Raw genomic sequence first — 25,925 nt, forward strand, 5'->3', positions numbered from 1 at the left:
CCCCTTTTAATGAAGGCTTTGAGTAGTTTCCCTCCCCTTTTAAGGAAGGCTTTGAGTAGTGTTACTGTGCTGCGAGCCATGCATCAAGCTGTGTCTGCTTCTCTGCAAGGATGTCATCGTAGCCTGCATCCTTAAGTGCCTGTCTGAACTCAGCAAGTGCTGACTCTGTATCCACAGAACCGCAGGCGATACCGGGCAGATACTGCTGTATCACGTTGCTGACAGCTGTGTACTGTGTCTGAACACCTGATGCATCAAAGGTAAATCCCATTGCAGGTGATGAAGGAGCGTTGTGGTTCTGCTCATCTTCCCACTTAAGTGATTCCTCTGAGCCGGAGCCTTCAAGAGGCCACTGAATAAAGAAGTTACCAAGGACACCACATGAGAGCTGTGCTGTGTAAGGAACTGTAGCAGCATCCTGTCCTTCGGGATAAGAAACTGTTCCGTCATCGTTCTTAACGTAATCTCTGCCCTCAATACCATAGAGCATTGTGTTGATAACATCAGCATCTGTATATGTAAGATTCAGGAACTTAAGTGCAGCATCAGGATTCTCGGAAGTTGAAGCTATAACCTGTGCTACTGCATTCATTGAAGATGTATCAAGATAAGCATCACCCAGAGCAATTGCACCAAGCTCATAACCTGAAGGAGCTGAAAGTGAAGCTGCTGTATCCTCAAGAGGATAGCTGTAAGATGCTGAGTAGCAGAAATAGTTACCCGAAGACATAAGCTCTGCTGCTGCAGAAGTTGTTGTAGCTGCATCCTTCATAATGTAATCACTGTTGTACCAGTCTCTCATGAGAGTTGCATACTTCGCAAAATCAGCAAGATCATAATAGCTTGTTACTGTCATATCATCGCCCTGAAGTACACCTGTAGGTGAAGCGAAGGAATCTCCGAGCCAGTCGATGTTTTTAATCCATCTTGTAAGACCGCTGTCACCCTGTGATACAGGAGCAAGAGGTGTCATCTCAGGATGGGCGCTCTTTACCTGTGCAAAGATATCTGTAAGGTCTTCAACAGATTTTACTGAATCCATATCAAGACCAAGTTCATCAGCGATATCCTTTCTGTAAAGGAGCATTGGCTGAAGTGCGAAGGGCTTAAGTGTGGGAATAGCATAAAGTCTTCCGTCTGACATTGTTGTCTTGAGCCACTCCTCTTCAAAAAGCTCTTTTGTTTCTTTTGCATCTGTATCCATCATGTCTGTGATGTCGTAGCACATATCACTTGCGATGTCGTTTCCAAGATCACCAAGTGTATGGAAAATATCAATCTCACCATTCTGTACTGCAAGACTTACCTGCTGTGTGTAATCAGCGATGGAAAGAGGCATCAGATGTACCTCAACACCAATCTTCTCTCTTGTTATCTCATTAAGCTTTTCTTCTACATCTGAAGTGTCATCCGGAACTGTATTGAAGGTTACGAACGCATATGTGATCTGTGCGTAATCTCCATCGGCTGCTACCTCTTTACCGGACTCTGTTGCAGTACCTGCATCGCCTGACTGAGTCTCTCCTGTAGAAGCGCCACCACATGCAACAAGTGAAACTGTCATTGCTGCGGCAAGAATTGTGCTAATTGCTTTCTTAAACATAATTACCTCCCTTTGTACATTGTGTTTAATGCTTCGTTTTGAAGTAAACTCATTATACAAAGGGAGGTAATATGGTTTCTTTTAAAAATAAGATATAAATTTTCAATTTTAAGATTTGTTAAGTTAATCAGTTCTGACCTGTGGTCTGAGTATGATATTCACCTGGAGTAAGACCCGTGGTCTTTTTAAATACAGTGGAAAAGTATGAAAAATTGTCAAAACCAACCTCTGCAGCCACATCACTAATCCTTACGTTAGGATTTGCAAGCTTCTCTTTTGCAATTGCAACTCTGTAATCACTTATGTACTGCTTAAGACTCACACCGGTCTCCTTTTTAAACATCTTAGCCATGTACTCCGGTGTGAGAAATACGCTCTCAGCTATCTCGTTTCGAGAGATGTCCTCTGCGTAGTGCTCATGAACATAGTTTTTTGCTCTCTGGACAATGGAATCCGACTGCTCAACCTCTGAAACATAATCTATTGTTCCTGAAATCAAGTGCACCTGAAAGCGCATCATATCCATGAGCGAATCTGTAGACTGACTCTCCAAAAGAACAAAAGCATCATTTGCAAAAAGCTGAGTAGCAAGAATTCCCTTACCATGAAGATATACAAAAACAATCTGAAGAAGATCCTGCTTTATAATTGTAAGCGTAGCCGCTGAAAGCTTTTTCTGATTGGCAAGGCTTTCCATACTGAATTTAAGGAGATTAAGAAGCTCTTTCTTCTTTTTTTCATTTAAAAGAAGTCTTATCTGCTCCTGATCAAGGATGTGCTCTTTTTCAGAGAGCATAACTATTTCATCATTTTCATGAAATACTCTGCCCTTCGATGCGACGTTGTTCCTGTCGAGTTCCTCAATATGAAGTCTGGTATCATACAGTTCTTCTATATTACAGGAATTGCCGATGTAAATCGTGATGACATTCCCAAGCCTCTCTCCCACCTCGTCAATAAACTGCTGATCCATTTCGGGCAGTTTATCCGAGTCTGTATCATCACAGATTATCGCAGTATAGAGAAGATTCTTTACGTGGTAATTCACTATTCTTCCCTGCTGAAGCTTTGAGCAAACCCTATCTGCTGCGAAATCTGCCAGTTCCTTTTCATATAGTCCTACGGATTCCTTTCCAAGCTTCTCAGCTCTCTGCTCCGGATTACCACTTGCTATTATGAAAAGTCTGTATGCTTTGTCTGCATCTATATCAAGCTTCCTGTTTGCTATTTCTTTTCTGATGATTTCCCTGTCCGCCACAATTCTCTGCTGAAGGACATCATCCCAAAAAGAACCCTCAACATACTCAATGCTTCCTGCGTATAACTCCTCGAATTTTGATGCCTTTTGAATTTCCTGCCTGTCATTTAATCTCTGAAGAGCTGTTGTAAGTTCTGCCTCCATTCTGTCCGCATTGAAGGGCTTAACAACATATCCTGAGGCATTATATTCAATGGCCTGCCTGGCATAATCAAACTTTTCATGGCTTGTAAGGAAAATAAATTCCGCATCAATTTTTTCTTCCCTCACCCACTTAATAAGATCAAGACCGCTTCCCATTGGCATTTCAATATCACAGACAGCTATGCTTATGTCATTTTCCTTGAAAATCTTTTTAGCACCGGTAATGTTATAAGCAGTGTGTACCTTATCTATATGAAATTTGTCCCAGTCCACATTTGCAACAATTACATCAACTGTGGAGATATCATCATCAATTACCACTACTTCCATAAGCTGCTCTGCCTCTTTACTCTCTTAGGAATCCACATATCCACACGGCTTCCGTGTGGATCTTTATTTGAAAAATCAATCAGATCATCCTGTCTGTACATAAGACTCAGGGTCTTTTTGAGGTTCCAGAGTCCGACACCGTGACCATTCTCCTTAACCTTAACATTTCCGTCTTTCACATCCTTAAGGAACTGCTCAGGATATCCCTCACCGTCATCCTCAACAATTATATGGCACATCTCCTCGCCATCGTGATCCTCATTTTTAGCTGAAATAAGAATTGAAGTAAGTCTGTCTACAGATACCGCATGCTTGTAGATATTTTCAAGGATTGTATGGACAAGAAGCTGCGGAACCGGATAATCATCAAGTCCTTCTCCAATATCAATAAAATCAAAAACGCATCCGGGATAGAGAATATCCTGCATTGCTATATAATCCCTTGCATGCTCTATCTCTTCAGAAAGCGGTACTGTATGAAGGCCTGACTTAAAAAGATATCTGACATTACGGGATAATCTCTCGATGTACTCTCGTATCTCCTCATTTTTATCCTGATAGGACATACTGTGGATGGTTGTCAGCGCATTTAAAAAGAAATGGGGCTTAATCTGCAGCTGCACATATTTTAAAGTAGCTTCATCAAACGCGATTCTCTCCTCGTAAGACTTCATTCGGAGATTCACGATTGTATCCATCATCTGGTTAAAACTGGTATTGATCTGTTGGAACTCCTCAGTATCAGCATTTTCGGAAAGCCTTATTGACTGATCTCCGTTCTCGATTCTTTTCATGGAAGTAAGTAAATTAAGAAGTGGCATGTACACCGCTTTTCTTGTATAGACGCTTACAAGCACCAACATAACAATAGCCGTAACTATAAGGAAAATTATTATAATTTGAAGAAGCTGAAAATCTCCATAAACCTTACTTTTTGTCATACTAAGATACAGAGAGAAGTCGCCCCTTTCAAAATCCGTGCCTGTCACAAAAAAATCCCCATTGTCAGACCAACCGCTTGTACCTATAAATCTGCCGCTTATATAGTCTCTCGGAAGAGCTTCTTCATTACCGTATTCCTGAATTATCTGCCCTACATCGGAGACAAGGGTATACTCAATCATTCCCTCAGGAGCGTAGACATCGGAAATATATGATACCTTAACAAGTACTCCCAACATCCTCTTTTTATTCTTATACATTCTAAGAAGATAGCTATCCTCACCTATCTTTTGGTAAAACCAAGAGGAAGGCATATTGCCAGGAGTATCCTCCACCAGCTGTCTTATAGTTTTCTCAATATTCTCGGTTTCTGTATATGAGATATTTGGCTCAGTCCTTGCTATGTATGTATCTCCGATAAGGTCATAAAAAACCAGTGTCTGCACATCCGTACTTGTCATGGCAGCCTTTTGCAGTATCTGCACCATGTTCTGAGCTGCTATGGCTTTCTGGTTTTCATTGCCATACTCAAAAACCTGTATATTATCATTATTCTGAAGTACTGATGCCAAAGCCTGTTCATTAGCCTTAAGGACTTCATCAATCTCAAAGGATGCTATCTCCCTTGCCTGAGAAAGAGCCGCAGAAGCGCTGTCCTCAAGCGTCCTTCTGGTATTCCACCAAACTGCTGAGAGAATAACAATCATAAGGCCTAAATATCCTACTGCTGCTATCGCTATGGTCCTTATAAAGGAATCTTTTTTTGATTTATCTGTTTTCATATAATCATATTATAGCAAAGTGTTAAAACTCTTGCTCAGAAGAAAGTTATACCAATTGGATCAAGTCAGTATAATAGTGTTAATCAATTAAATTCCGCATGAATCAATCTTTGCTGGCTTATATGCTTTTACTGCTCGCATAAAAGTATTGATCTGTTTTGTAATAGCTTCCTCTTCAGTGGATTCAGCACATACACTAATAGACATAAATGTCAGCATCACCAGTGATTTTATCAGACATAAAAAACGCTTCATCATTCCCCTCCTGAACTCATTTCTGATTGGTAATATATTTATCTTCTATTACATCAAGCTGAAGGAGGACTTAAAGTATAATAAAAAATTCTATGACATCTTCTAGTTTAAAGTTCTTTTAAAAATCATTGTTCTTATCCTTTAGTTTCTTAAGATTCATATTTTCACCCTTTTGTCACAGATTAAGATATTCTTAAGTTGTCATCTAACTTTTATCATGTTATTATAACTCTCGCATGATAAATGCATCTTGTTTATCTTTCGCAGATACTTCTTCTGCAGGATTTCAAAGCAAAAATTTTATTAAATAAAGTCGAAATCCGTGGTTTTATGCACTCTTTTCGGCTACAATGAAAGGAGAAAAACTTATTGAACAATGAACAACAAAATTATGAGGAGCTGACTATTACCAATAACTTTATTTTTTGTAAAGTTATGCAAAGTAATCCAAATCTATGCAAGCAGCTCGTAGAGCTTATCATCAATAGAAAAATAAGCCATATGGTGGCGGTAAACAGTGAACAAACTATAGAAATCACACCCGATGGTAAAGGCATCCGTCTAGATGTATATTTTGAAGATGACGGCTCTACAATGTATGATATTGAAATGCAGGTAGAATCTAATAAGAATCTTGCACGTAGATCTCGCTTCTATCAAAATATTATGGATTCTCAAGCACTTGGAAAGAACTCTGATTACATCGAGCTTATGGATAGTTATGTAATTTTCATATGCCCATTCAACATTCTGCCTGAATATGGATACCATCTGTATCACTTCAGACCAAGGGCTGACGAAGACTCTTCCATCATCCTGGATGATGGCACTTCAAGGATATTTGTCTGTGCTAAAGGAAATAGAGATGATGTTTCTGTTGAAATGAAGGATTTTTTAGATTACCTTAGTGGTAAGCTTGCAGGTAGTCAGTTAACCAGCCAGCTTGACGATGCAGTCAAACTCGCTCGTCTCAATCAGAAATGGAGGACTGAATATATGTTATCCAAAATTGATATTGATGTTATGAAAGGTGAATATGAACGCGAGCTTGCAAAGAAAGATGCTGCTTTGGCTGAAAAAGATAATGCTCTGGCAGAAATGGATAATGCCCTTGCTGAAAAAGATAATTCTTTGATTGAAAAAGATGCCAGAATAGCAGAACTCGAAGCACTATTGGCTAATCTGACTAATAAAGATAGTTAAAAATGAATTAAGTAACTTTAAAGGAGCTGTGCCTGATCAATGCACAGCTCCTAATAAATTAGTTACCACATTCAACACTTATCTCGTTAAACAGATGCATTATCTGTTCCGGATTCATATTCTTCTTCTCTTCTCCTGCCTTATCAAGGATCACTGAACCCTCATGCATCATGAGAAGTCTGTCACCATATTCCGTAGCGTAGCGGAGATTATGCGTAACCATTATGGTTGTAACCTTCTTCTCTCTGACTATTTTCTCGGTGAGTTCCATTATGATATCAGCAGTCTTGGGATCAAGTGCTGCGGTGTGCTCATCAAGAATCAGGAATTCAAGAGGCGTCATGGTGCTCATAAGAAGAGCAACTGCCTGACGCTGACCACCTGAAAGTGAACCTACCTTGGTATAAAGCTTATCCTCAAGTCCAAGCCCTAGCCCCTTAAGAAGTTCTCTGTAATAATCCTTCCTCTTGTGGTTAACTCCTGACTGAAGGCCGTATCTCTTGCCCTTATTATCAGCAATAGACATATTCTCAAGAATATTCATGGAAGGGCAGGTTCCCTTCGAAGGATCCTGATAAACTCTTCCGATGGTTCTGTGCCTTTGATAATCACGCTCATTGGAGATATTAACGCCATTAACAAGAACCTCTCCTCTGTCGGCCTGAATTGAACCACAGATTATGTTTAACATTGAAGTCTTACCCGAACCATTGCTTCCAACTACAGCCACAAACTGTCCGTCAGGAACTGTCAGATTGAAATCATCGAAGAGGCACATCTCATTGACACTGCCCGGATTGTAATTTTTATAAATTGATTTTAGTTCCAGCATATCAGGCCTCCACTTTCCGCTTTCTGTCTCTTGTAATAATGAGAATTACAAGGAACAATACCGCTGTTATAAGCTTAAGGTCTGTTGACTGAAGTCCGCATTTGATCGCAATCGCAACGCAGGCCTTATAAACAATAGCACCTATAACAACACTTGTTGTAACTTTGAAAAATGAAAGCTTTTTAAGAAGTGCAGTTCCGATTATAACGCTTGCAAGTCCTATTACCGCAGTTCCTGTACCCATGGATACATCAAAGTATCTCTGCTGCTGAGCATATATAGCACCCGAAAGTGCAACCAGGCCGTTAGCAATGGCAAGACCTGTAATGCGAACTTTTCCTCTGTCTACGCCCATGGAAGTAACAAGAACATCGTTATCACCTACAGCCTGAAGCATGAGTCCTGATCTGGTCTTAAGATACCAGTCAAGAATAAGCTTAACTACAGCTGTAATAACAACAAGTATTATTACTGACTGGAATTTCGCAAGTACCGGAATGGAACCAAAAATGCCGTTCATAAGCCTGTTATCAAATATTGTGTAGTAATCATACATGGGCAGATTAGCTCTGCCGGCAATTCGGAGGTTCACAGAGTACAGACCGGTCATCATGATAATTCCAGCAAGAAGATCTCTGACCTTGAAAACCACATGAATAATACCCGTACATACTCCTATAAGGCACCCTGCCGTAAAACATATCGGTAAAGTAAGTATAGGCTGGACTCCGGCTCTTATCATAACCACGGCAAGACAGATTCCGAAAGGAAAACCTCCATCCACTGTCATGTCAGGGAAGTCCAGTATTTTATATGTGATATACATTCCGAGAGCCATGATTGCGTAGCACAATCCCTGCTCCAGGACACTTACTATTAGTGCCATTTTTTCACCCTCATCCGTCAGCTTCGCTGACACCTTCCCCCTAAGAGGGGGAAGGCTTATTTTATTCTTTCATTTTTTATTGCATTATAATATTCTTTCATTTTTTTTACTGTATTATAATGCTTTTCTTATAAATATTAGTTTGCAGCGATGCTGTCGTAAACTTCAGCTGCGCCGGATACAAAGTCATCATCAAGAGTCAGGCCGATTTCCTCAGCTGCCTTTGTATTTACATAAAGGCTGGGCTCGTTGATTACTTCAAAAGGCATCTCGGAAGCTTCCTTCTCACCCTTAAGAACCTTTGCAGCCATCTCGCCTGTCTGGATACCAAGCTGAATATAATCAAGTCCCATTGCTGCAACGCATCCAACCTTAACCTGCTCAACCTCAGATCCGAATACAGGAATCTTCTGCTCCTTAGCATAGCTGAGAACTGTCTGAAGTCCTGAAACTACTGTGTTATCAGTTAAGTTGTTGATGCAGTCTACCTTAGTCACAAGGTCTGCTGCAGCCATATCGAGATCAGCAAGTGTATTGATACCGCTGTCTACAATCTCAAAGCCATACTCTGCTGCATGCTCTTTGTACTGAGCGATTGTGCTCTCTGAGTTTGTCTCACTTGTAGTATATAGAATACCGATTTTCTTAGCCTCGGGAAGCACTTTTCTGATCATCTCAAGCTGCTCTGTAACAGCAAGTGCATCAGATGTTCCCGTGATATTACCAACAGGAGTTCCATCTTCCTTAGCAAGCTCAGCTGCTACCGGATCAGAAACTGCTGAATAAATAACAGGTACTGTTGTTCCAAGTGCTGAATTATATGCGCTCATAGCACTGGGTGTTGCGATACCGCAGATAAGATCCACTCCATCAGCTACAAAAGCATCTGAAATCTGGCTGGCAGTACCTGTATCAGCCTGTGCATTCTGGAAGTGAACTGTGAGATTCTCTCCCTCTACGATGCCCTCGTTAGCAAGTCCCTGAAGGAATCCCTCACGGCAGTTATCAAGTGAGCCGTGCTCTGCGAACTGTGAAATACCAATAATGTATTCTTTCTCTTCTGTTTCTACTTCTGTAGCATCCTCTGAAGTTTCTTCAGAAGCTTCCTCAGCAGAATCTGCTGACTCTTCTGTTTCTGCCTCAGCAGCATCTTCTGTTGTCTCTTCAGAGCTCTCAGCCTCTGCCTCAGAGCTTTCTGTATCAGCACTGTCAGCTGTTTCTGCGCTCTGCGCTTCGTTTGCATCATCTGCTACCTTACGATTGTCTCCACATCCGGTTACAGTCATAACCATCATGGATGCAGCCAGTATAGCTGCCATCATCTTTCTTTTCATAATAATCCTCCTTTTTATGCGTCGAAAAGTCTGTCAGAAATACTTTTCAATACACTTCACTACTGTAAATTATTACAGCAAGTAACTTTTTTATAATACAACAAAATAGCGGTAAGTGCAATTCAAAGCCCCAGACTCGGAGATGCAAGCAAAGATACTAATCCAAAGCCCCAGACTCGGAAATGCAAGCAAAGATACTAATTCAAAGCCCCAGACTCGGAAATGCAAGCAAAGATACTAATTCAAAGCCCAGACTCGGAAATGCAAGCATTTCCTCGTTGGCGCTTCGCGCCAAATGAATAAATTAAAAGAGGCAGATTATCGAGCGAGCTCGAAATCTGCCTCTTGTTAATTTATTCGCTTGGCTTTGAATTAGTATCCAAACTCTTGTGCCCAATACCAGTTGCCGTTTTCTGCCTGATATACGGCGATGCCGACTGTATTGAAGCCTGCCTCCATAATGTTTGCTGCGTGAGTAGGTGAAGCCATCCAGGCATTTACTACAGAATCGCCTGAGTTGTAAAGCTTCGCAAGGTTCTCACCGAACATGATGTTACTGTTTACAGTATACCATGCAGTTCCATTGGGTCTGTTATGTGAGAATGTTCCAACAATCTCCTGTGCTCTTACAAGTGCAGCCTGTGTAAGTGCATCACTCCATGAGAGCTGTCCAAGACCTGCTGCAGCACGCTTCTGGTTAACAAGCGCGAATGCTGCCTGAGCTGCTGCCAAAGCAGCCTCACTTGATGCAGCCTCACCGGCAAGAGCAATTGCTTCATCATCAATGTAGATGTTCTCAGTATCTTCATTTATTCCTCTGAGAGCAGCTACGTCATCAATTTTTGCTACCTTCTCAGCACCACAAGCCATTACATTAAGAGATATAACGACTGCAACCATAGTAGCTATTACACGTCTAAACTTCTTCATGTGCGTTCCTCCAGTCACAGAAACAAAATCGTTTTTTGTAAATTACCTATAACAATGATATCATGTATATCATAATTGTCAATGAATTTTTCAAACAAAATTACATTTATGATTACATTTTTCATTATTTTCTTTCAATAGCGCTTATACTCTGTTTTTCTGAAAACTACACAAAAAAAGTTTCCTATTTTTGTGTATTATTCTTCATGAATCACTATCACGTATATTTTATCCCGAGTTCCTTTTTATACTTGTAATGTGCTTTCTTTGCTCCAGCCTTAGTTACCTTTGCAATCAGCTTTTTATAGGTCTTCCTGTTTTTTGAAAAAATAGTGATCCTGACATTTTTATTCAGCTTGTTAAAGGCTTTAGCGCCTATCTTCTTTATATGCTCTCCGTTCAGCTTTATCTTCTTTAGTTTTTTACAACCATTAAATGCCTTCTTGCCAATCTCATGTATGTCTGAATCAGATAAATCCACACTATTAAGATTTTTACAATTGCTGAAGGCTTCCCTGCCAATAGATGTAAGATTTACACCTCCATGAAGCTCCTGAAGGTTGTTGTTATCCTTAAAGGCACCGGGTTCAATCGAAGTAACTGAGTATTCCTTCCCTTCGATCAGTACTGTAGCAGGAATAGTTACCACAGACTCGGCTTTGTCTTTAACACCACTTACAGCTGCTGTCTGACTGCCACTGATAACACAGGTAACTGCCTGTGCTGACTCCGCATTTCCATTAGCATCAGGCGCATCATTTACTACAACATTTTCTGTGCTGCTTTCCTCGGTTGAATTGTTATCAGTAGGATCATTTGATGTATTACCTGTCTGAGCACTTTCCTGGTTACCTGACTGCGAATTATTCTGGTTGTTTCCTGTATTATCATTTGCCGTATTACTGTTTCCGCTATTACTATTATCGGTATTATTGTTACCGGAACCATCATTTCCGGAATCTGTATTACCTGTAGTTTGCCCACCTGTCAGTTCAAGCGATGCTTCGTAGGTATATTTTGTCCCATATGCTTTATCAGTAACTCTTCCAAGAAAAGGCGCTTCTCTCAGATGTTTATTATCTCCTATTCCTGCATAGTATTGCGCTGTTGTCTTATTGTAGTAAGCATGATTTATACTGTTGGCATCACCTGTCACTTTAGTATCTGCCCAGGTAGTATCTTCTTCATACCAATCGCCATCTATATTAACAATATTCCAGGCGTGTCCACCTCTATTGCCCGATTTAAGCTGCGCGACACCTGTTATCACTTTTGAATCTATTCCGAGCTCTTTCAAAATAAGTGCATAACCCTGAGAATAGCCATCGCAAACTGCATGCCCCTGACACAGCGAACCATATGCCGTATGTGAAAGATTGAAATAGGTACTGCCTGTTTTCTGCGATGAACCATACTCAACCTGCTTTGTATACCAGTCATGCACATTAAGAACCGTAGCTGCAACATCAGTAGAGCTTACAAGGCCAAGGGACTTTACTTTATTTGCATATTCTTTTGCCTTTGAAACTACCTTCTTATCAAGCTCGTCATAATTATCATCGGTATACTCCTGCATGATAATGTAGTCCTTATAGACATCATCTGTCTTGAATTCATATATGTTCCAGTTACACATATAGAATTCGACATTTGTCATGTGGTCATAACAAAGCGCCTCTATGGTTTCATTAACAACCGTATTACATTCAAGAGTATCTGCGTTGTAGTATCTTTCCCTGCTGGTACTTCCCGAATAAAAAAGGTAGCCACCTTTATTTACAACATCAGCTTCCGATTTACTATCCGGAAGCGCTGCACTCTTTTTCAGGCGCCTTGCGTTGTTACATGCAATGTAAATTGCATCATAAAGATCTTTCCTCTCAGCAGTGGAAAGTTTTCCATAATAATATCCATGTTCAATATTATTGGCTGTATTTGAACCTTTTTTTACAGCGTATCCGGATGAATTGTAATCAGAGTTTACTGTCTTGAAGACTTCTTTTGAAGGTACGCCTTCATGATCTCCGATTGGCAGATCATAGCCTGAAGCACTAACCTGGATAGACGCCTCAGGACTGATTGCAGATAAGGAAAAAGCAACTAATAATGACAATGCAAAAATCGCCATTAAAGATTCCTTCCCTTTAATGGATGTTCGTTTGTTCATAGACTCTCCCCCTCATTCAAGTCAATGACACAAAACTAATCTTTGAGTCAGTATTTATATACTAGATATTGTATACCCAAGTACTAGGTTTTTCTATTATATTTCCATAAATTTTGCATAAACGATATATTCGTTTGATTTTATTTAATTTATGATTGTCATTTTTTTGATAATAATTAACAAAAAAAGCCATGTAGTCACTTTTTTCATAAAAGTGCAACCACATGGCTTGATTTTTTTAGTTTTCGTAAGTCTCAACTTTCACAGTATGAACAACAAAGCGTCTTCCGCTCCCTGTCTTACCGGAGCAGGTGGAAAGTGTAAGCAGTGATGGATACTCGTCAAATTTGATATCCGAAGGAATGTCTATCATAGAATTTCTGCTTATATACTGAAGATACTCATCATACTTATCATGATCCTTTACCTCCATATAGCTATCGGAGCCTTTAACAGTTGTATAATATGCGAAAACTCTGTACTTATATGTCTTGTCTTTAGTGTAAACATAGACATATGGATCATCCTTCAAAATGTCTTCATCCGATTTATAAAGCGTCTTTAGTGATCCGAACATGGAGCCGTTTTTCATATTATGACCGAAAACCATATCACTGAGTCCGCAGAAGTTCTTATCACTTAGCACATCCATGAAAATGCAGCCTGCTTTGTTGGAGGTTCCGTCAAAGGTCTTGTAAAGATACTGGTCAACCTTCTGCTCCTTAACAACCGGGTAATTTATTTCGGAAAACGCCGGAAAATAAAGCCATCCAATGAAATCCGGGTTTTTCTCCTTTAAGGCTGCAAAGTCTATATCAAGCTTGGGATATGTGTTATCATCTGTCGTATTTTTTTGAGATTCATCAGCATCTTCCTCAATTTTCACATATGTCTGAGATAGCTCATCATATTCGTTAACAGCAACCGCATATTCCGTCTGATCACGATAGATCATCACTCCTTCATATGCTATTACTATGACCAACGCTAAAATAATTATTGCCCTGATTATCGTCCAGGGCGTTATCTTGTTCTTTTTGTTGTTCTCGTTCTTTTCCATACCTTGTATTATCTTGTCCCCATATCATAATAAAAGGAGCAAAAGTAACTATTGCCCCTTTCTTATCCTTCATTTTACTTTTCAATAATACAGAGTTCAAGACTTTATAATTTCACAGTATCTTTTCTCAGTTATTTTTTACTTAGCTTTTCATCAACAAGCCTTTCATACTCGTCAACCAGCTTCTTATAGTATTGGAGGGCATAATCATAAGTCTCTTTTGAAAGAGGATCAATTCCTGCTTCCTTGAGAAGCTCCACGGGAGATGCGCTTTCTCCGAGTTTCAGGAAAGCTTTATATTCTTCTGCTGCACCTTCTTCACCGGAGGTGATTCTTTCAGCTATTGAAGCTCCATAAGCAATAGCTGCCGCATACTGATACATATAATAGACAGCATATAAATGTTCCATACTTGCCCATTGGTATCTATTATCAGGAAAATTTGTTACACCATCGCCCCTATATTCGTCAAGAAGTTCAATCCATTTGTCCCCAAGTTTCTGGGCATCAAGTGCAAATCCCCCTTCGACCTGCTTGTAAAGGTAGTCCTCAAACTCAGACTGCATCATCTGACTAAAGAATGTTCCTGAAAATTTGGATAAAGTATTTTCAAGATAGTAAAGTTTTTCATCATCATCCCCGGCATTATTCATCTTATATGTATAATAAAGCAGTTCATTTGTAGTTGATGCCACTTCCTGTGTAAATATCGTAGGGCATGAATATTGAACAGGCTGATTTCGGGTTGCAAGCTCTGAATAAACTGCATGTCCCATCTCATGTGCAATCGTGCTCACATCGTTTGAATAACCGGTGTAGTTAAAAAGCACCCATGGCAGATATCCATTACTAAACTTCGTCTGAAAAGCACCTGTACTCTTAGTATCATTGGGATACACGTCAACCTGTCCGCTGGAAATAATCTCAGTAAACAAATCTGTATAGTCATCTCCCAATATTGAAAGAGCATCTATAACTTCGTCTACCCCTGCATCATACTCAATTTTCCCGGGATTAAAATCCGATACATAAGTTGCCAAATTAAATGGGAATTGCTTATCTAATCCCAGCCCCTTCTTATGGATATTAAGATATCTTTGGTAATCTTCTGTTCCATCGTGGGCAGCATCAATAAGCATATCAAATACTGCGGTGTCCAAATCGTACTGGGCCATTGCAGATTCCAATGTCGTATCATAGCCGTAAATCTGTGCCCCCGCATATGCCTGTTGACAATTTTCTTCAAGCAGGGCAGTCAAAGTATTTGTTAATCCTTTATACTTTGTAATAATTATCTTGTTGGCCTCTGCCTTAAAATCCTCGTCGTAATCACTGCTATAAATAATATCATTATATAATTCCGATGTAAGCTCTGTCTCCGTGCCATCAGGCATGATTATCTTAGGATCAGGCAGTTCAACGTAATTTAATATATTATAGATATTCGCTGCATACCCCTGACCTTTTGCCATTGTAGCAATGAGGTTATTCTCTTCTTCACTCAGAGGCTTATAATCAGGATCAATGTAATCCCTTATGAAGTATTGCATATCCTTGAAAATCGGATCTGAAAAAATCTTTTTTCTTTCCTCTAAGGATAATGAATAAATTTCCGGATTGGCAAATGCAGAAAGTTTCTTCTCCTCTGTAAACATGACATTAAGCTTTGAATTTAATTCATTAAAAACCGAGGACGTAGGATCTAAGCTTTCTCCAAGAAATACATAACCATTCAGCTTTTCCTGAAGCCTGGTAAGCTCAGATAAGTTGGAGAACACAATATAATCATATATGTTTTCCGCATTATTGAGCTTACCCCTGTAATCATTGTATTTAGTAAGAAGCTCCATGACCTTATCATAGTCAGCGTACCACTCATCTGTACCTGCATAGATAGTATCAAGCTCCCACTTTATAGGATATTTTCCTGCAGTATGCTGCTCCGTTGGAACCTCGGTGATATCAGATTCTTCAGGCGCTGTAGTAGTACTTGATTCTTCAGGAGCCCCGGTAGTATCTGATTCGTCCGAAGCTCCTGTAATATCTGTTTTTTCTGTAGTCTCGATAGTATCTGATTTTTCAGTAGTTTCGTTAGTTTCTGATTCTTCGGAAGCTTCCTGTGAGGTCTTGACTTCAGCAGGCTCACTCACATCTGGATTCGGTACATCGCTGCCGCTGTTGAAGGAATTTGCGCAGCCAGAAAAAAGCATACACGATACCAATCCAATCGCTACAATCTTAGAGTATCTTCTCTTCATGTACTTCCTCCTCACTTCCTCCGCATCTGTCTATCACATACAGAAACTATCTACTACTTCTTGCGCTTAAAGTTTGCATTCTTTGCGCCGGCCTTCTTTAATTTCTTTACAATCTTCTTATACTTTGACTTGCTTGAAGACTTAATGGTAATTTTGGCATCCTTAGCAATTCCGGACAAAGCACCGCTTTCTACTTTTTCAAGTGTATCTCCTTCAAATACTATTTTCTTGAGTTTGCCGCAATCCTTCATGGCTTTCTTTCTGATTACTGTAACCGTTGCAGGAATAGTAAGCTTTTTAAGCTTCTTACGTCCCTTGAGTGCGCCCTTACCTAATTCCTTAACTGTGTACTTAACACCGTTCTCATCAGTTATCTCAGAAGGAATAGTCAATGACTTTACTTTCTTATCTGCACAGCCTTCATAAGAAACATTGTTTCCTGCACCCTCTAAAACCCTGTAGGTATTGGCTGATTTGCCTGATCCTATGACAATGTCTGTTCCCTGTTTTTTGGAAACCGTAACCTTACAGGTTGCTGTAATTGTTCCATTTTCTGCAGAAGTGGCAGTTATCGTCGTTGTTCCGGAATTAAGAGCACTTACGATACCATTTTCTACACTTGCTACTCCAGGATTAGCTGAAGTCCATATGATGTCTTTATTATCAGCATCAGCAGGGGTAATAATCGGCGTAAGCGTAGAGCTATCGCCTACCTTCATTGAAAGGTCATTCTTATCAAGAGCTAATCCCGTTACCGGTACATGTACTGTAACCTTTATTGTAGCCTTTACATTCGTATTGGATCCCGCTACGGCAGTTATAGTCGCGGTTCCTGATGAGTTACCTGTTATAACTCCGCCGTCAACATCAGCAACTGATGCATCGGAAGTAAGCCATTTTACATATTTATTTGTAGCATTTGCAGGTACAATAGTTGCTGTTGCAGTAACTGTTTCACCCTTCTTTATATTTGCTGAGGACATATTTGTTGTAATAGAAGTCGCATGTGTATTTATTGTTGAATCATGATGATGCTGCTTCATATAGTCATATGTGTAGGTCGTTTTTGTTGCAGCAGGTTGATCCATGTATCTTCCCAAATAAGGGTCTACTCTTAGATGTTTCCATTGCGCTGTGATTGTATCAGTGGTTATATTAAATAATTCATGCCTTTTTTCTTCATTCTGAGGATCATCGTCATCATCCCAGGTAGTATCTACTTCATACCAATCTGACCTTATTTTCACCCTGTTCCAGGCATGACCGTTATTTTTCGCCGTTGCTTCACTATCACCAATACCACCGGTAACCACAATGGCATCAATATTCTTTGCCTGAAGCAAATATGCAAATGCCTGGGCATAACCATCACATACTGCGCTTCCATCCACCAATGCACCATAAGCTGTAAAACAAGTATGTTGCTGAGGCACGCTTAGGTATGGTTCAAAATATGTAACATTATCAATCAGCGCATCATGAATAATAAGCTCTATTTCTTCATCTGTCTTTCCATCAAGCGGCAAACTGCTAAGAAGCCTTGTTCTTGCATTTACCAGTTTCTGGTTCATAGCAGAATAATTATCAGCAGTCCCTGCTATCGCTGCCATTTTTGCATAATACTTTGCTCCACGATAATAAAGGCTAATAGTGGTCATCTTACACATCATAAACTGAACTTTATCTATATGATCATAAACAGTTGCCTCAGTCATATGATTATATAAAGTTGTAAAGTCAGCTGTATTTTGTATTAGACTAAAAGTAGATGCACTTATTTCCATCAAATAGCCATATTTATCAAAAGCTGTCTGTAGATCAGTACCATAAGGAGCATAATTCTCAATCGCACCTAAATACAGCTTATATATTTCCTTTTCATTATCCGATAAAAGATTAGCATATTCACCGAGCTTATATGCTGGACTTAGTAAAGCTGCACGATTAAACTCTCCGGCAGTCTCTTCATCAAGTTCTACAGGCTCAAGTACCTTTGGTACTTCTACAACTCTGTGTCCGCAGGCAGGATGCCTCGAAGCAGCCCTGGCGGTTACAGGACCGGTTCCTTCCACAAAAGGAATGCCCGATGCTACAAGTACGAAGACTATAAGCATACAAACAGCACTACGTATTCTGTTTTTTAAACTTCTCTTCATGAAAAACCCCCTTCAAAAGATTTTCTTATATTAACGACTTTTCGTTGATATAAGTCCGTGACAATAATAATTTTAACCTTACAATAAATAGCTGTATATGTGTGTAGCCAATTGTTTCTTAGTTTTTCATAAAGTTTAGAAAATGTTTATAAATATATTTTCAATGAAATAAACGGCCAAGAAAACTCTCAGCCGTCACTTAATCCTTTCTTTATTGCACCATCACCAAACTTCCATTTTATAAGGCGCTCCATCTCCCCCAGTTTTTCACGCTTCTCTTCCTTGAGTTTTTCCTCTTTAACCTCAGCCTGACCTGTGGTCATCCAGTCAAAAAGATTCCCCTGCCGGTACTCGCCGTTATCCAGATTATCAACTCCGACGCCCACAAGTCTGACACCAATACCTTCTTCGAAAATTCCGTTCTCACCTGTAAGGAGATTTCCTAAAAGAAGCATTGCATTTTCATATATCACATCAGCATCATCGGTTGATTCCGACAGCTTTAGCTGTCTTGAAAAACGCTTGAAATCAGAAGTCTTAACCTGCGCAGTGATTGTTCCGCCAAAGACACCATCTCTCTTTAGTCTTCCGGAAACCTTATCAGCAAGATATCGCACAACAGGTGGCATATCCGAATCATAATTATCGGAAGTGATATCATTCGACATTGTGGTCTCGTTGGAGTAGCTTTTTGCATCCTCGCGCTCAGGATGCACTGTAACGGAGCCTATTCCGTTGGCGCTTCTGTAAATATATTCACCACCCTTTTCCCCTAGCTGTGATTTCAAAAGGTCGAGGTCCATAACTGCAGCATCTCCGATTGTTCTTACCCCCACGCCTCTTAGCTTCTCAGCACTTTTCTTACCACATCCGTACAGATCTCCTATATCAAGCGGCCACATCTTGGCCTGAACCTCATCAGGAAAAAGTGAATGTGTCCTGTCAGGCTTAGTAAAATCACTTGCCATTTTTGCAAGGAGTTTATTGGTTGAAATTCCAACATTAACTGTAAATCCAAGCTTTGTCCTAATTTCATATCTTATGGCGGCAGCAATATTAAGAGGATAACTTTGGTCAAATTCAGGGTTAGCAATGATTTCATTCCGAATCCTGCTTTCAGAAGATTCGTTTCTGTCAGCATAGTTCGTTTCGATAACTCCAAATATATCCCCAACACTCTCAAGAAGATGCTTTCTCACATTCATTCCTGAAAGCTCTGTGACATCAAGATACGCTTCATCTATCGACACCTGCTCTAATATCTCGGAATAGCTTCGAAGTATTTCAATAAACGCATGGGAATATTCTTTATAAGTATGAAAATCAGAAGAAACCACCACCAGCTTAGGGCACTTCTGAAGTGCGCTTGCAATGGGTTCGGCAGTCTGGATACCATATTTCTTGGCAGGAATGGATTTTGCCGTAACTATTCCGTGCCTTGTCTTTATATCACCGCCGACTACTGAAGGAACTGTCCTAAGGTCCAGTGCGTTTGGGTTTTCTTTTAATCTTTTTACCGCGGACCATGAGAGGAAGGCGGAATTGACATCTATATGAAAAATAATTTGGGTCATGCATTCTCTGCTTTCTTAAACATCTTACTCCGAATATAAAAGTATGCGGAAAGTGTTACTACTCCGGTGAGTATCCAAGAATAAGGGTAAACTCTGAAAAGTGCATCAAAGGTATGCACCCTTGAAATGTATACAAAAACGTAAAAGAGTCTGAATACACAGGTTCCGAAAATCGATATCATGGCAGGCAATAGTGAATGATTCATACCTCTAAGGCAACCACCGCTTACTTCATAAGAACCAATAAGGAAATGCAGTATGAATGCTGTCATTATTCGTATCATGGCAAATTCTATAACCTTTGGCTCTGTGGTAAAAAGCTGTATCAGCTGATATCTGAAGGTCACAAATAAAAATACCACTACCGCTGAGGAAGCAATTCCACCTGTCAGGCATATTCTGAACACTTTTTTGCATCTGTCAAATTTTCCCGCACCGTAGTTCTGACTGGTGAAGGTTACTGCAGACTGGGCAAAAGCGCTCATAACACAGTAGGATACAAAATCAAAATTTGCCGCAGCGGTTGAGCCCGCAATGGCATCCGAGCCAAAGCTGTTGACTGATGACTGTATTACAACGTTTGACAGTGAAAAAACTGCTCCCTGAAGTCCTGCCGGCAGTCCTATCTGCATCATTTTTATAAGATATTCTTTTTTAATAGCAAGCTTTCGAAAGGATAATCTGAAGGTTTCCTCCTCAGTCATAAGAAACCAGAGAACCAGTCCGGCTCCAAACATATTGGAAAATACTGTGGCAAGCGCAACACCAATAACATGAAGATGAAAAAACACAACGAACAGGAGATTCAGTAATATGTTGATTATTCCCGCAAGAAACATTGCATACAAAGGTCTTTTGCTGTCACCCTTACTCCTTAATATAGCTGAGCCATAGTTATAGATCATAATGGCCGGCATTGCAAAAAAATAAATCCTCAGGTACAAAATTGCGAGGTCCATAACCTCCGACGGGGCGCCCATAAGCACGAGTATCGGCTTTGATATAACAACGCCTATAAAAATAAGAAGTACTCCAACAACCAAAGAAAGGGCTATAACTGTATGAACCGTTTCATTAATCTGATCCTTGCGGTTTTTACCAATCTGCATAGCGATGACCGCATTCGCACCAACGGAAAGTCCTACAAACAGACTGATTATAAGATTGATTACAGAAGAATTGCTTCCGACTGCCGCCATCGCTAAAGGAGAGGCAAAGCGCCCCACAACCGCAAGATCAGCAGCATTAAAAAGCTGCTGAAGTACACTGCTTATTGCAAGCGGAAGCGCAAAGAGGATTATCTTGTCAACAAGACTCCCCTCAAGCATATTTAAATTGTTTTTGGGATACTTATTTTTCGAAACGTTCATAAAACTCACTTTTTCTAAATCAAATTTATAATATAAAAATTTATTCTTACCTGTATATATTAGTCCTATCTCTTTTCATAGTCAAAAAAACCGACAGGATAAGACTCCTGCCGGTTAAAAAGGTTTATATGTGTAGTTCTAAAAAAATACTAGATTATTTATCAATCAAGCTTGTACTCAAGTACCATTGCTTTCTGGTTTCTGTGGATAATAAATCCGATTACACCGGCAAAGCATGCTATTGCAATAAGTCCAGGTACAAAGCCAAGTCCCAGGGAACCGGTTGTAACAAGGGTTCCAATCTGATATACAAGGAAGCCAACAGTGAAACCTGTAGCAAGCTGCAGACCGATTGCTCCCCAGAGCCACTTAGCTGACTTCATCTCAGAATTCATAGCACCAAGTGCTGCAAAGCACGGAGGTGTATAGAGGTTGAACATAAGGTAAGCGAGGGCTGCTACCTTTGTAATTCCGATAACAGCTGCAACCGCACTGCCTTCACCAACAAGCTCAAGCTCTTCTGTATCAATAAGATTAGAAAGAGCAAATACTGTTGCGATTGTTCCTACTACATTCTCCTTAGCGATGAAGCCTGTGATAGCTGCTGCTGCAAGCTGCCAGCTGACAACACCGACTACAGGAAGGAGCAGGTAAGCAAAAGGTCCTGCTATTCCTGCAAGAATTGATGTACTCTCCATACCCTCTTCTACAGGCTTGAAGCTGAAATCAAAGGTACTCATGATCTGTACTACTGTATTACATACAAGGATTACTGTTCCTGCTTTTACAATGTAAGCCTTACCTCTCTCAAGCATGGACTTAACTGCAAACATAAGGCTGGGCACCTTGTACTCAGGAAGCTCAATTATAAAGAAGCTCTTTCTGTACTTCATGCCTGTAACGGCCTTGATAAGAAGTGCACCGAGAAGAATAAGCAAAATACCAACCACATAGCAGGCAAAGCCAACCCATTTAGAATCAGGGAAGAATGCACCTGCAAAAAGTGCGATAACAGGAAGCTTGGCACCGCAGGGCATAAAGGTTGCAAGCATTGCTGTTGAACGTCTTTCTCTCTCATTTCTGATTGTACGGCAAGCCATAATTGCAGGTATTCCGCAACCTGTACCGATGATCATGGGGATAACGGATTTTCCTGAAAGACCAACTCTCTTGAAAATCGGATCAAGCACTACTGTTGCTCTGGACATATAACCGCAATCCTCAAGAAGTGCGATGAGGAAATACATAACCATTACAAGAGGAAGGAAACCAACAACCGCTCCGACACCGCCGATGATACCATCAACAAGCAGTGCATAGAGAAGCGGATTGGCATCAGCCATCTTATCTCCTACAAATCCCTGGAAGCTCTCGATCCAGCCGGCAAGAATGTCAGCCAGCCATGTTCCGACAGTAGTCTGTGAGATGTAGAAAACAAGCCACATAATTGCTGCAAATATTGCAATTCCGATAACCGGATGAGTAACAATATTATCGATTGTATCGCCGAAGTTCTTATCTTTGGTAAGAACCTTACGATTCTCGACATCCTTTACAATACTGTTTACAAAATCAAAACGCTTTCTGTCTGCCTCTTCTACAGCAGCCTTATTATGGACATCAACATTACCCTGAACGTAAGGCTCCTTCTGTCCTTTTCCTTCAAGCTCTGCAGCTGCCTTAACTACTTCCTTAAGACCTGTTTCAGATGTAGCCACTGTCTTAATTACAGGACAGCCAAGCTTTGCAGAAAGACGCTTTTCATCTATACTGTTTCCCTTCTTGTCATTGGCATCTGTCTTATTAAGTGCAACAACTACCGGAACTCCAAGTTCAAGAAGCTGAGTTGTAAAGAACAGGCTTCTGCTTAAGTTTGTGGCATCAACGATATTGATGATTGCATCCGGATGTTCATTCTTAACATATCCGCTTGTGATACTCTCCTCAGAAGTAAATGGAGACATTGAATATGCACCGGGAAGATCCACCGCGATAAGCTCCTTACCCCCGTCATAAAAGCTTTTCTTGATTGGACTTTCCTTCTTATCTACAGTAACTCCGGCCCAGTTACCAATCTTCTCACTTCTTCCTGTGAGAGCATTGTACATGGTCGTCTTACCGCTGTTCGGATTACCCGCCATTGCAATTCTCATTTTTTATTCCTCCTAAAAAACTTTACATGTTTATATATTGTATGGATTAAAAATCCTATACATCAGATTTTGATAGCATCAGCTAACTCAGGATCAATGTTATATCTTGCATCCTTGATTGCGACTACCAGATTGCGTTTCTTATCTACAACAGTTATGGTCTCACCGCTGTAGCATCCAAGCGAAAAAAGAAAACTCTTCATCTCTTCATCGCCCTCAGTCTCTATATCTGTGACAATATATTCTTTTCCAATCTCGGCTTCGTTTAAAGTCATATCCATCAACATCTCCTTAGTTTGTCATGAAATTATATTACATTTTCTAGCGTATAATTCGCATGTTTTACGCATATTCATGTTATCACATGCTAACTTTTGCAAACTAATTATGGACTTATTGATAATGATTGTCAAGTTCGTTTTCAATTTTTATAAAAATTTCTTTATTTAATAGGTAAAATGCACTTTTTTTAATTTGTCGCAATATAATTGCTATAGTATAATTAAGATGTAAACGAAATTTCATTTTCTTATGAGGAGGAATAAAACTATGGACACTTCTATTTCAGGAACACTTAACGATCAGGAGGCCGGTGCTCTTTTGGCGGTTATGGGGAGCTTCTTCCTGGTAATACTAATTATCGGATTCATTTTTTATCTGGTTGATGCAATTGCAAGATTTAAATATCTAAGAATTCGTAACTACAGCAAAGCATGGCTGGCATTTATCCCGATATTTGGTATTTATGCCACCGTCGAAGCTACCTATGGTAAGGTTGATAAAATCAGAGTTTTCGGTGTTGACTGCCCTGCCAATGTTATTAAGCTCTATCCTATTGCTATTAGTGCAATTACAGGTATTGCCAGCAGGATTCAATCAATAAGCGCCCCTGTTAGCACTATTTGCGGTATTATTTCAATTGCACTTGGAGTTGTTGTTTTAAGAGATACTCTTGCCAGATTAGATAAGAATGTTTCGGTTGGCTTTTGTGTTTTAGCCAATATCATCGGAATCATTGGCTCAATTACACTGCTTGGGGCCTGCAAGCCATTTGCACCGGGACAGCTTGACTACATGACAGACACAAGAGTTCTTCCATCCCAGGAAGGAACTGATAGTCAGGTACCGCCACAGTAAATAATATTTTTAAGAATAGAAATCCCGCCGGCAGTGATATGCACCGGCGGGATTTTTCACCCTCATCCGTCAGCTTCGCTGACACCTTCCCCCTTGAAGGGGGAAGGCTTATTTTTTCCATCATTTTCCCAAAAGGAACGCTTATGTTTACATGATTACTTTGTCTCGCATTCTTCCGATGGCATCCATGGCGAGCTTACTTCTCTCGCACTCCTCTGCTACAAGTGATATCTGCCAGCAGAGTTCTGAGCCTTTCATGTGCTCGGAGGCATAAGAGAGTCCGTTGGTTCTCTCATCCAGGAAGGGACGGTCAATCTGGTTGGGATCACCAAGAAGAATTATTTTGGTGTCCTTACCTGCTCTGGTAATGATTCCCTTAGCCTGAGCAGGGGTCATATTCTGTGCTTCATCGATTATCAGATAGGTCTTCAGAATGGAACGGCCTCTGATAAAGTTCAGCGCTTCAGCCTGGACAATTCCTCTCTCGAAAATTTCATCAGTCTTATCCTGAAGCTCCTTTTCATCTGCGTATCGCTCTTCCTCACTGGAATCAATGAGCTGCTCTAAGTTATCAATTATAGGTCTCATAAGAGGTCCTATCTTTTCCTGCTCATCTCCGGGGAGGAATCCTATATCATCGTCAAACTGGGAATTAGGCCTGCAGACAAGTATTCGTCTGTACTCACCGGTCGGGCGATTTATCATTTTCTCAAGTCCTACTGCAAGTGAATAAAAGGTTTTTGCAGTTCCGGCCATTCCCTTAACTATTACAAGCGGGGCCTTATCAGCAGGCTGCATCAGAGCTTCCTGAAGGAAATACTGTCCTGCATTTCTGGGAGTCACCCCATAAGGCTGAGCCTTTTCAAATTCAAGCTTCTTAATTATTCCGTGGTCAACCCTGCCCATCTGTGTCTTGTTCATGGACTGATCTCCCTGAAGTATTACAAACTGGTTCTCATAAAGCTCCGGCTTAATCTTCTCTCCGTTCTCATCGCAGATATACACTGCGTCTACCGGAACTCCCTTTCTTCTAAACTCCTTAAAAATCTCCTCCGGTGCATATACTCTGATACGTCCGGAATACTGTTCACCATGTGATACTACCTGTTCAGTTGTAAAATCCTGAGCCTTTATTCCAAGGAGCTGAGCCTTAATTCGCATCAGAATATCCTTTGTTACAAGGATTACCTGCTCCTTACTGGTATCTGCAAGCCCTTTACATACTCTCAGGATACGGTTGTCAGATTTATATTCCAACATATCCTGCGGCAGTTCGACGTCCTTAAAATTCTTCTCAACTCTTAAGGTAGCGCCGTCCTGTAATTCTACTCCCTTGGTCAGATCTCCCTTCTCCCGCAGCTCTTCAAGCAGGCGGATAACTTCTCGGACCTTGGCACCGCGTTCACCTTCGTCGCGCTTGTGCGAATCCAATTCTTCAAGTACCACCAGAGGCAGAACGACATCATTATCGTCGAAACACCTGAGCGCGTGTGGCGCCTGAATGAGGACATTAGTGTCTAGTACGTAGATTTTTTTCATGCACATCCCCCC

The 25,925-nt window shown here is 40.5% G+C and carries 19 protein-coding genes; 2 read left to right on the forward strand and 17 right to left on the reverse strand.

Annotated elements, in window-relative coordinates; translation table 11 throughout:
* Positions 1-61: 61 nt before the first annotated feature.
* The 4 genes from G602_RS0122605 to G602_RS30730 form a co-directional block, all read right to left on the reverse strand.
* On the reverse strand, positions 62-1,603 hold the full coding sequence (locus tag G602_RS0122605) for an ABC transporter substrate-binding protein (protein ID WP_044933359.1): 1,542 nt from the start codon (positions 1,601-1,603) through the stop codon (positions 62-64).
* Between the two features lie 127 nt (positions 1,604-1,730).
* On the reverse strand, positions 1,731-3,335 hold the full coding sequence (locus G602_RS0122610) for a response regulator transcription factor (RefSeq protein ID WP_026661071.1): 1,605 nt from the start codon (positions 3,333-3,335) through the stop codon (positions 1,731-1,733).
* On the reverse strand, positions 3,326-5,059 hold the full coding sequence (locus G602_RS0122615) for a sensor histidine kinase (RefSeq protein WP_026661072.1): 1,734 nt from the start codon (positions 5,057-5,059) through the stop codon (positions 3,326-3,328). The genes G602_RS0122610 and G602_RS0122615 overlap by 10 nt, the downstream gene beginning before the upstream one ends.
* Positions 5,060-5,146: 87 nt before the next feature.
* Positions 5,147-5,314, reverse strand: coding sequence for a hypothetical protein (locus G602_RS30730; protein WP_155830051.1), 168 nt, complete (start codon positions 5,312-5,314; stop codon positions 5,147-5,149).
* 369 nt (positions 5,315-5,683) lie between these two features.
* Between G602_RS30730 and G602_RS28120 the strand changes: the two genes are divergently transcribed.
* Positions 5,684-6,517 carry an Rpn family recombination-promoting nuclease/putative transposase gene (locus tag G602_RS28120; protein ID WP_049945429.1) on the forward strand — a complete coding sequence of 278 codons (834 nt, stop codon included), beginning with the start codon at positions 5,684-5,686 and terminating at the stop codon, positions 6,515-6,517.
* Between the two features lie 58 nt (positions 6,518-6,575).
* Here the strand turns inward: G602_RS28120 and G602_RS0122630 are convergent, their stop codons facing one another.
* From G602_RS0122630 to G602_RS0122690, 12 genes are all read right to left on the reverse strand, one after another.
* Complete coding sequence (locus tag G602_RS0122630) at positions 6,576-7,349, reverse strand: ABC transporter ATP-binding protein (RefSeq protein WP_026661073.1); 774 nt, start codon at positions 7,347-7,349, stop codon at positions 6,576-6,578.
* 1 nt (position 7,350) lies between these two features.
* Positions 7,351-8,235 (reverse strand): ABC transporter permease, encoded by an 885-nt coding sequence (locus G602_RS0122635; RefSeq protein WP_026661074.1) that lies wholly within the window; start codon positions 8,233-8,235, stop codon positions 7,351-7,353.
* Between the two features lie 137 nt (positions 8,236-8,372).
* The gene (locus G602_RS0122640; protein ID WP_026661075.1) at positions 8,373-9,569 is read right to left on the reverse strand and encodes an ABC transporter substrate-binding protein; all 1,197 of its coding nucleotides are present in this window, start codon (positions 9,567-9,569) and stop codon (positions 8,373-8,375) included.
* A gap of 372 nt (positions 9,570-9,941) precedes the next feature.
* A complete protein-coding gene (locus tag G602_RS0122645; protein ID WP_049945430.1) occupies positions 9,942-10,499 on the reverse strand; it encodes a CAP domain-containing protein in 558 nt (185 codons plus the stop codon).
* Positions 10,500-10,716: 217 nt separating this feature from the next.
* Positions 10,717-12,666, reverse strand: coding sequence for a leucine-rich repeat domain-containing protein (locus tag G602_RS0122650; RefSeq protein ID WP_026661077.1), 1,950 nt, complete (start codon positions 12,664-12,666; stop codon positions 10,717-10,719).
* A 238-nt stretch (positions 12,667-12,904) separates the two neighbouring features.
* Positions 12,905-13,726, reverse strand: a complete 822-nt coding sequence (locus tag G602_RS28125; RefSeq protein ID WP_081676135.1) for a class B sortase — start codon at positions 13,724-13,726, stop codon at positions 12,905-12,907.
* Positions 13,727-13,857: 131 nt separating this feature from the next.
* Entirely contained in the window at positions 13,858-15,984 is a 2,127-nt protein-coding gene (locus tag G602_RS0122665) for a M3 family metallopeptidase (protein ID WP_026661078.1), read from the reverse strand.
* A 53-nt stretch (positions 15,985-16,037) separates the two neighbouring features.
* A complete protein-coding gene (locus G602_RS29565) occupies positions 16,038-18,140 on the reverse strand; it encodes an Ig-like domain-containing protein (protein WP_049945432.1) in 2,103 nt (700 codons plus the stop codon).
* 188 nt (positions 18,141-18,328) lie between these two features.
* Positions 18,329-19,714: a DNA polymerase Y family protein gene (locus tag G602_RS28135; protein ID WP_044933362.1), complete on the reverse strand. Its 1,386-nt coding sequence runs from the start codon at positions 19,712-19,714 to the stop codon at positions 18,329-18,331.
* Positions 19,711-21,084 carry an MATE family efflux transporter gene (locus G602_RS0122680; RefSeq protein WP_049945433.1) on the reverse strand — a complete coding sequence of 458 codons (1,374 nt, stop codon included), beginning with the start codon at positions 21,082-21,084 and terminating at the stop codon, positions 19,711-19,713. The genes G602_RS28135 and G602_RS0122680 overlap by 4 nt, the downstream gene beginning before the upstream one ends.
* 161 nt (positions 21,085-21,245) lie before the next feature.
* A complete protein-coding gene (gene feoB / locus G602_RS0122685; RefSeq protein WP_026661081.1) occupies positions 21,246-23,237 on the reverse strand; it encodes a ferrous iron transport protein B in 1,992 nt (663 codons plus the stop codon).
* A gap of 62 nt (positions 23,238-23,299) precedes the next feature.
* Positions 23,300-23,518, reverse strand: coding sequence for a FeoA family protein (locus G602_RS0122690; RefSeq protein ID WP_330369247.1), 219 nt, complete (start codon positions 23,516-23,518; stop codon positions 23,300-23,302).
* 268 nt (positions 23,519-23,786) lie between these two features.
* Between G602_RS0122690 and G602_RS0122695 the strand changes: the two genes are divergently transcribed.
* A complete protein-coding gene (locus tag G602_RS0122695; protein WP_026661083.1) occupies positions 23,787-24,374 on the forward strand; it encodes a hypothetical protein in 588 nt (195 codons plus the stop codon).
* Positions 24,375-24,521: 147 nt separating this feature from the next.
* Here the strand turns inward: G602_RS0122695 and G602_RS0122700 are convergent, their stop codons facing one another.
* A complete protein-coding gene (locus G602_RS0122700) occupies positions 24,522-25,913 on the reverse strand; it encodes a PhoH family protein (RefSeq protein WP_026661084.1) in 1,392 nt (463 codons plus the stop codon).
* Positions 25,914-25,925: the final 12 nt, after the last annotated feature.

The sequence above is a fragment of the Butyrivibrio sp. AC2005 genome (assembly GCF_000424145.1).
Classification (GTDB): Bacteria; Bacillota; Clostridia; order Lachnospirales; family Lachnospiraceae; genus Butyrivibrio.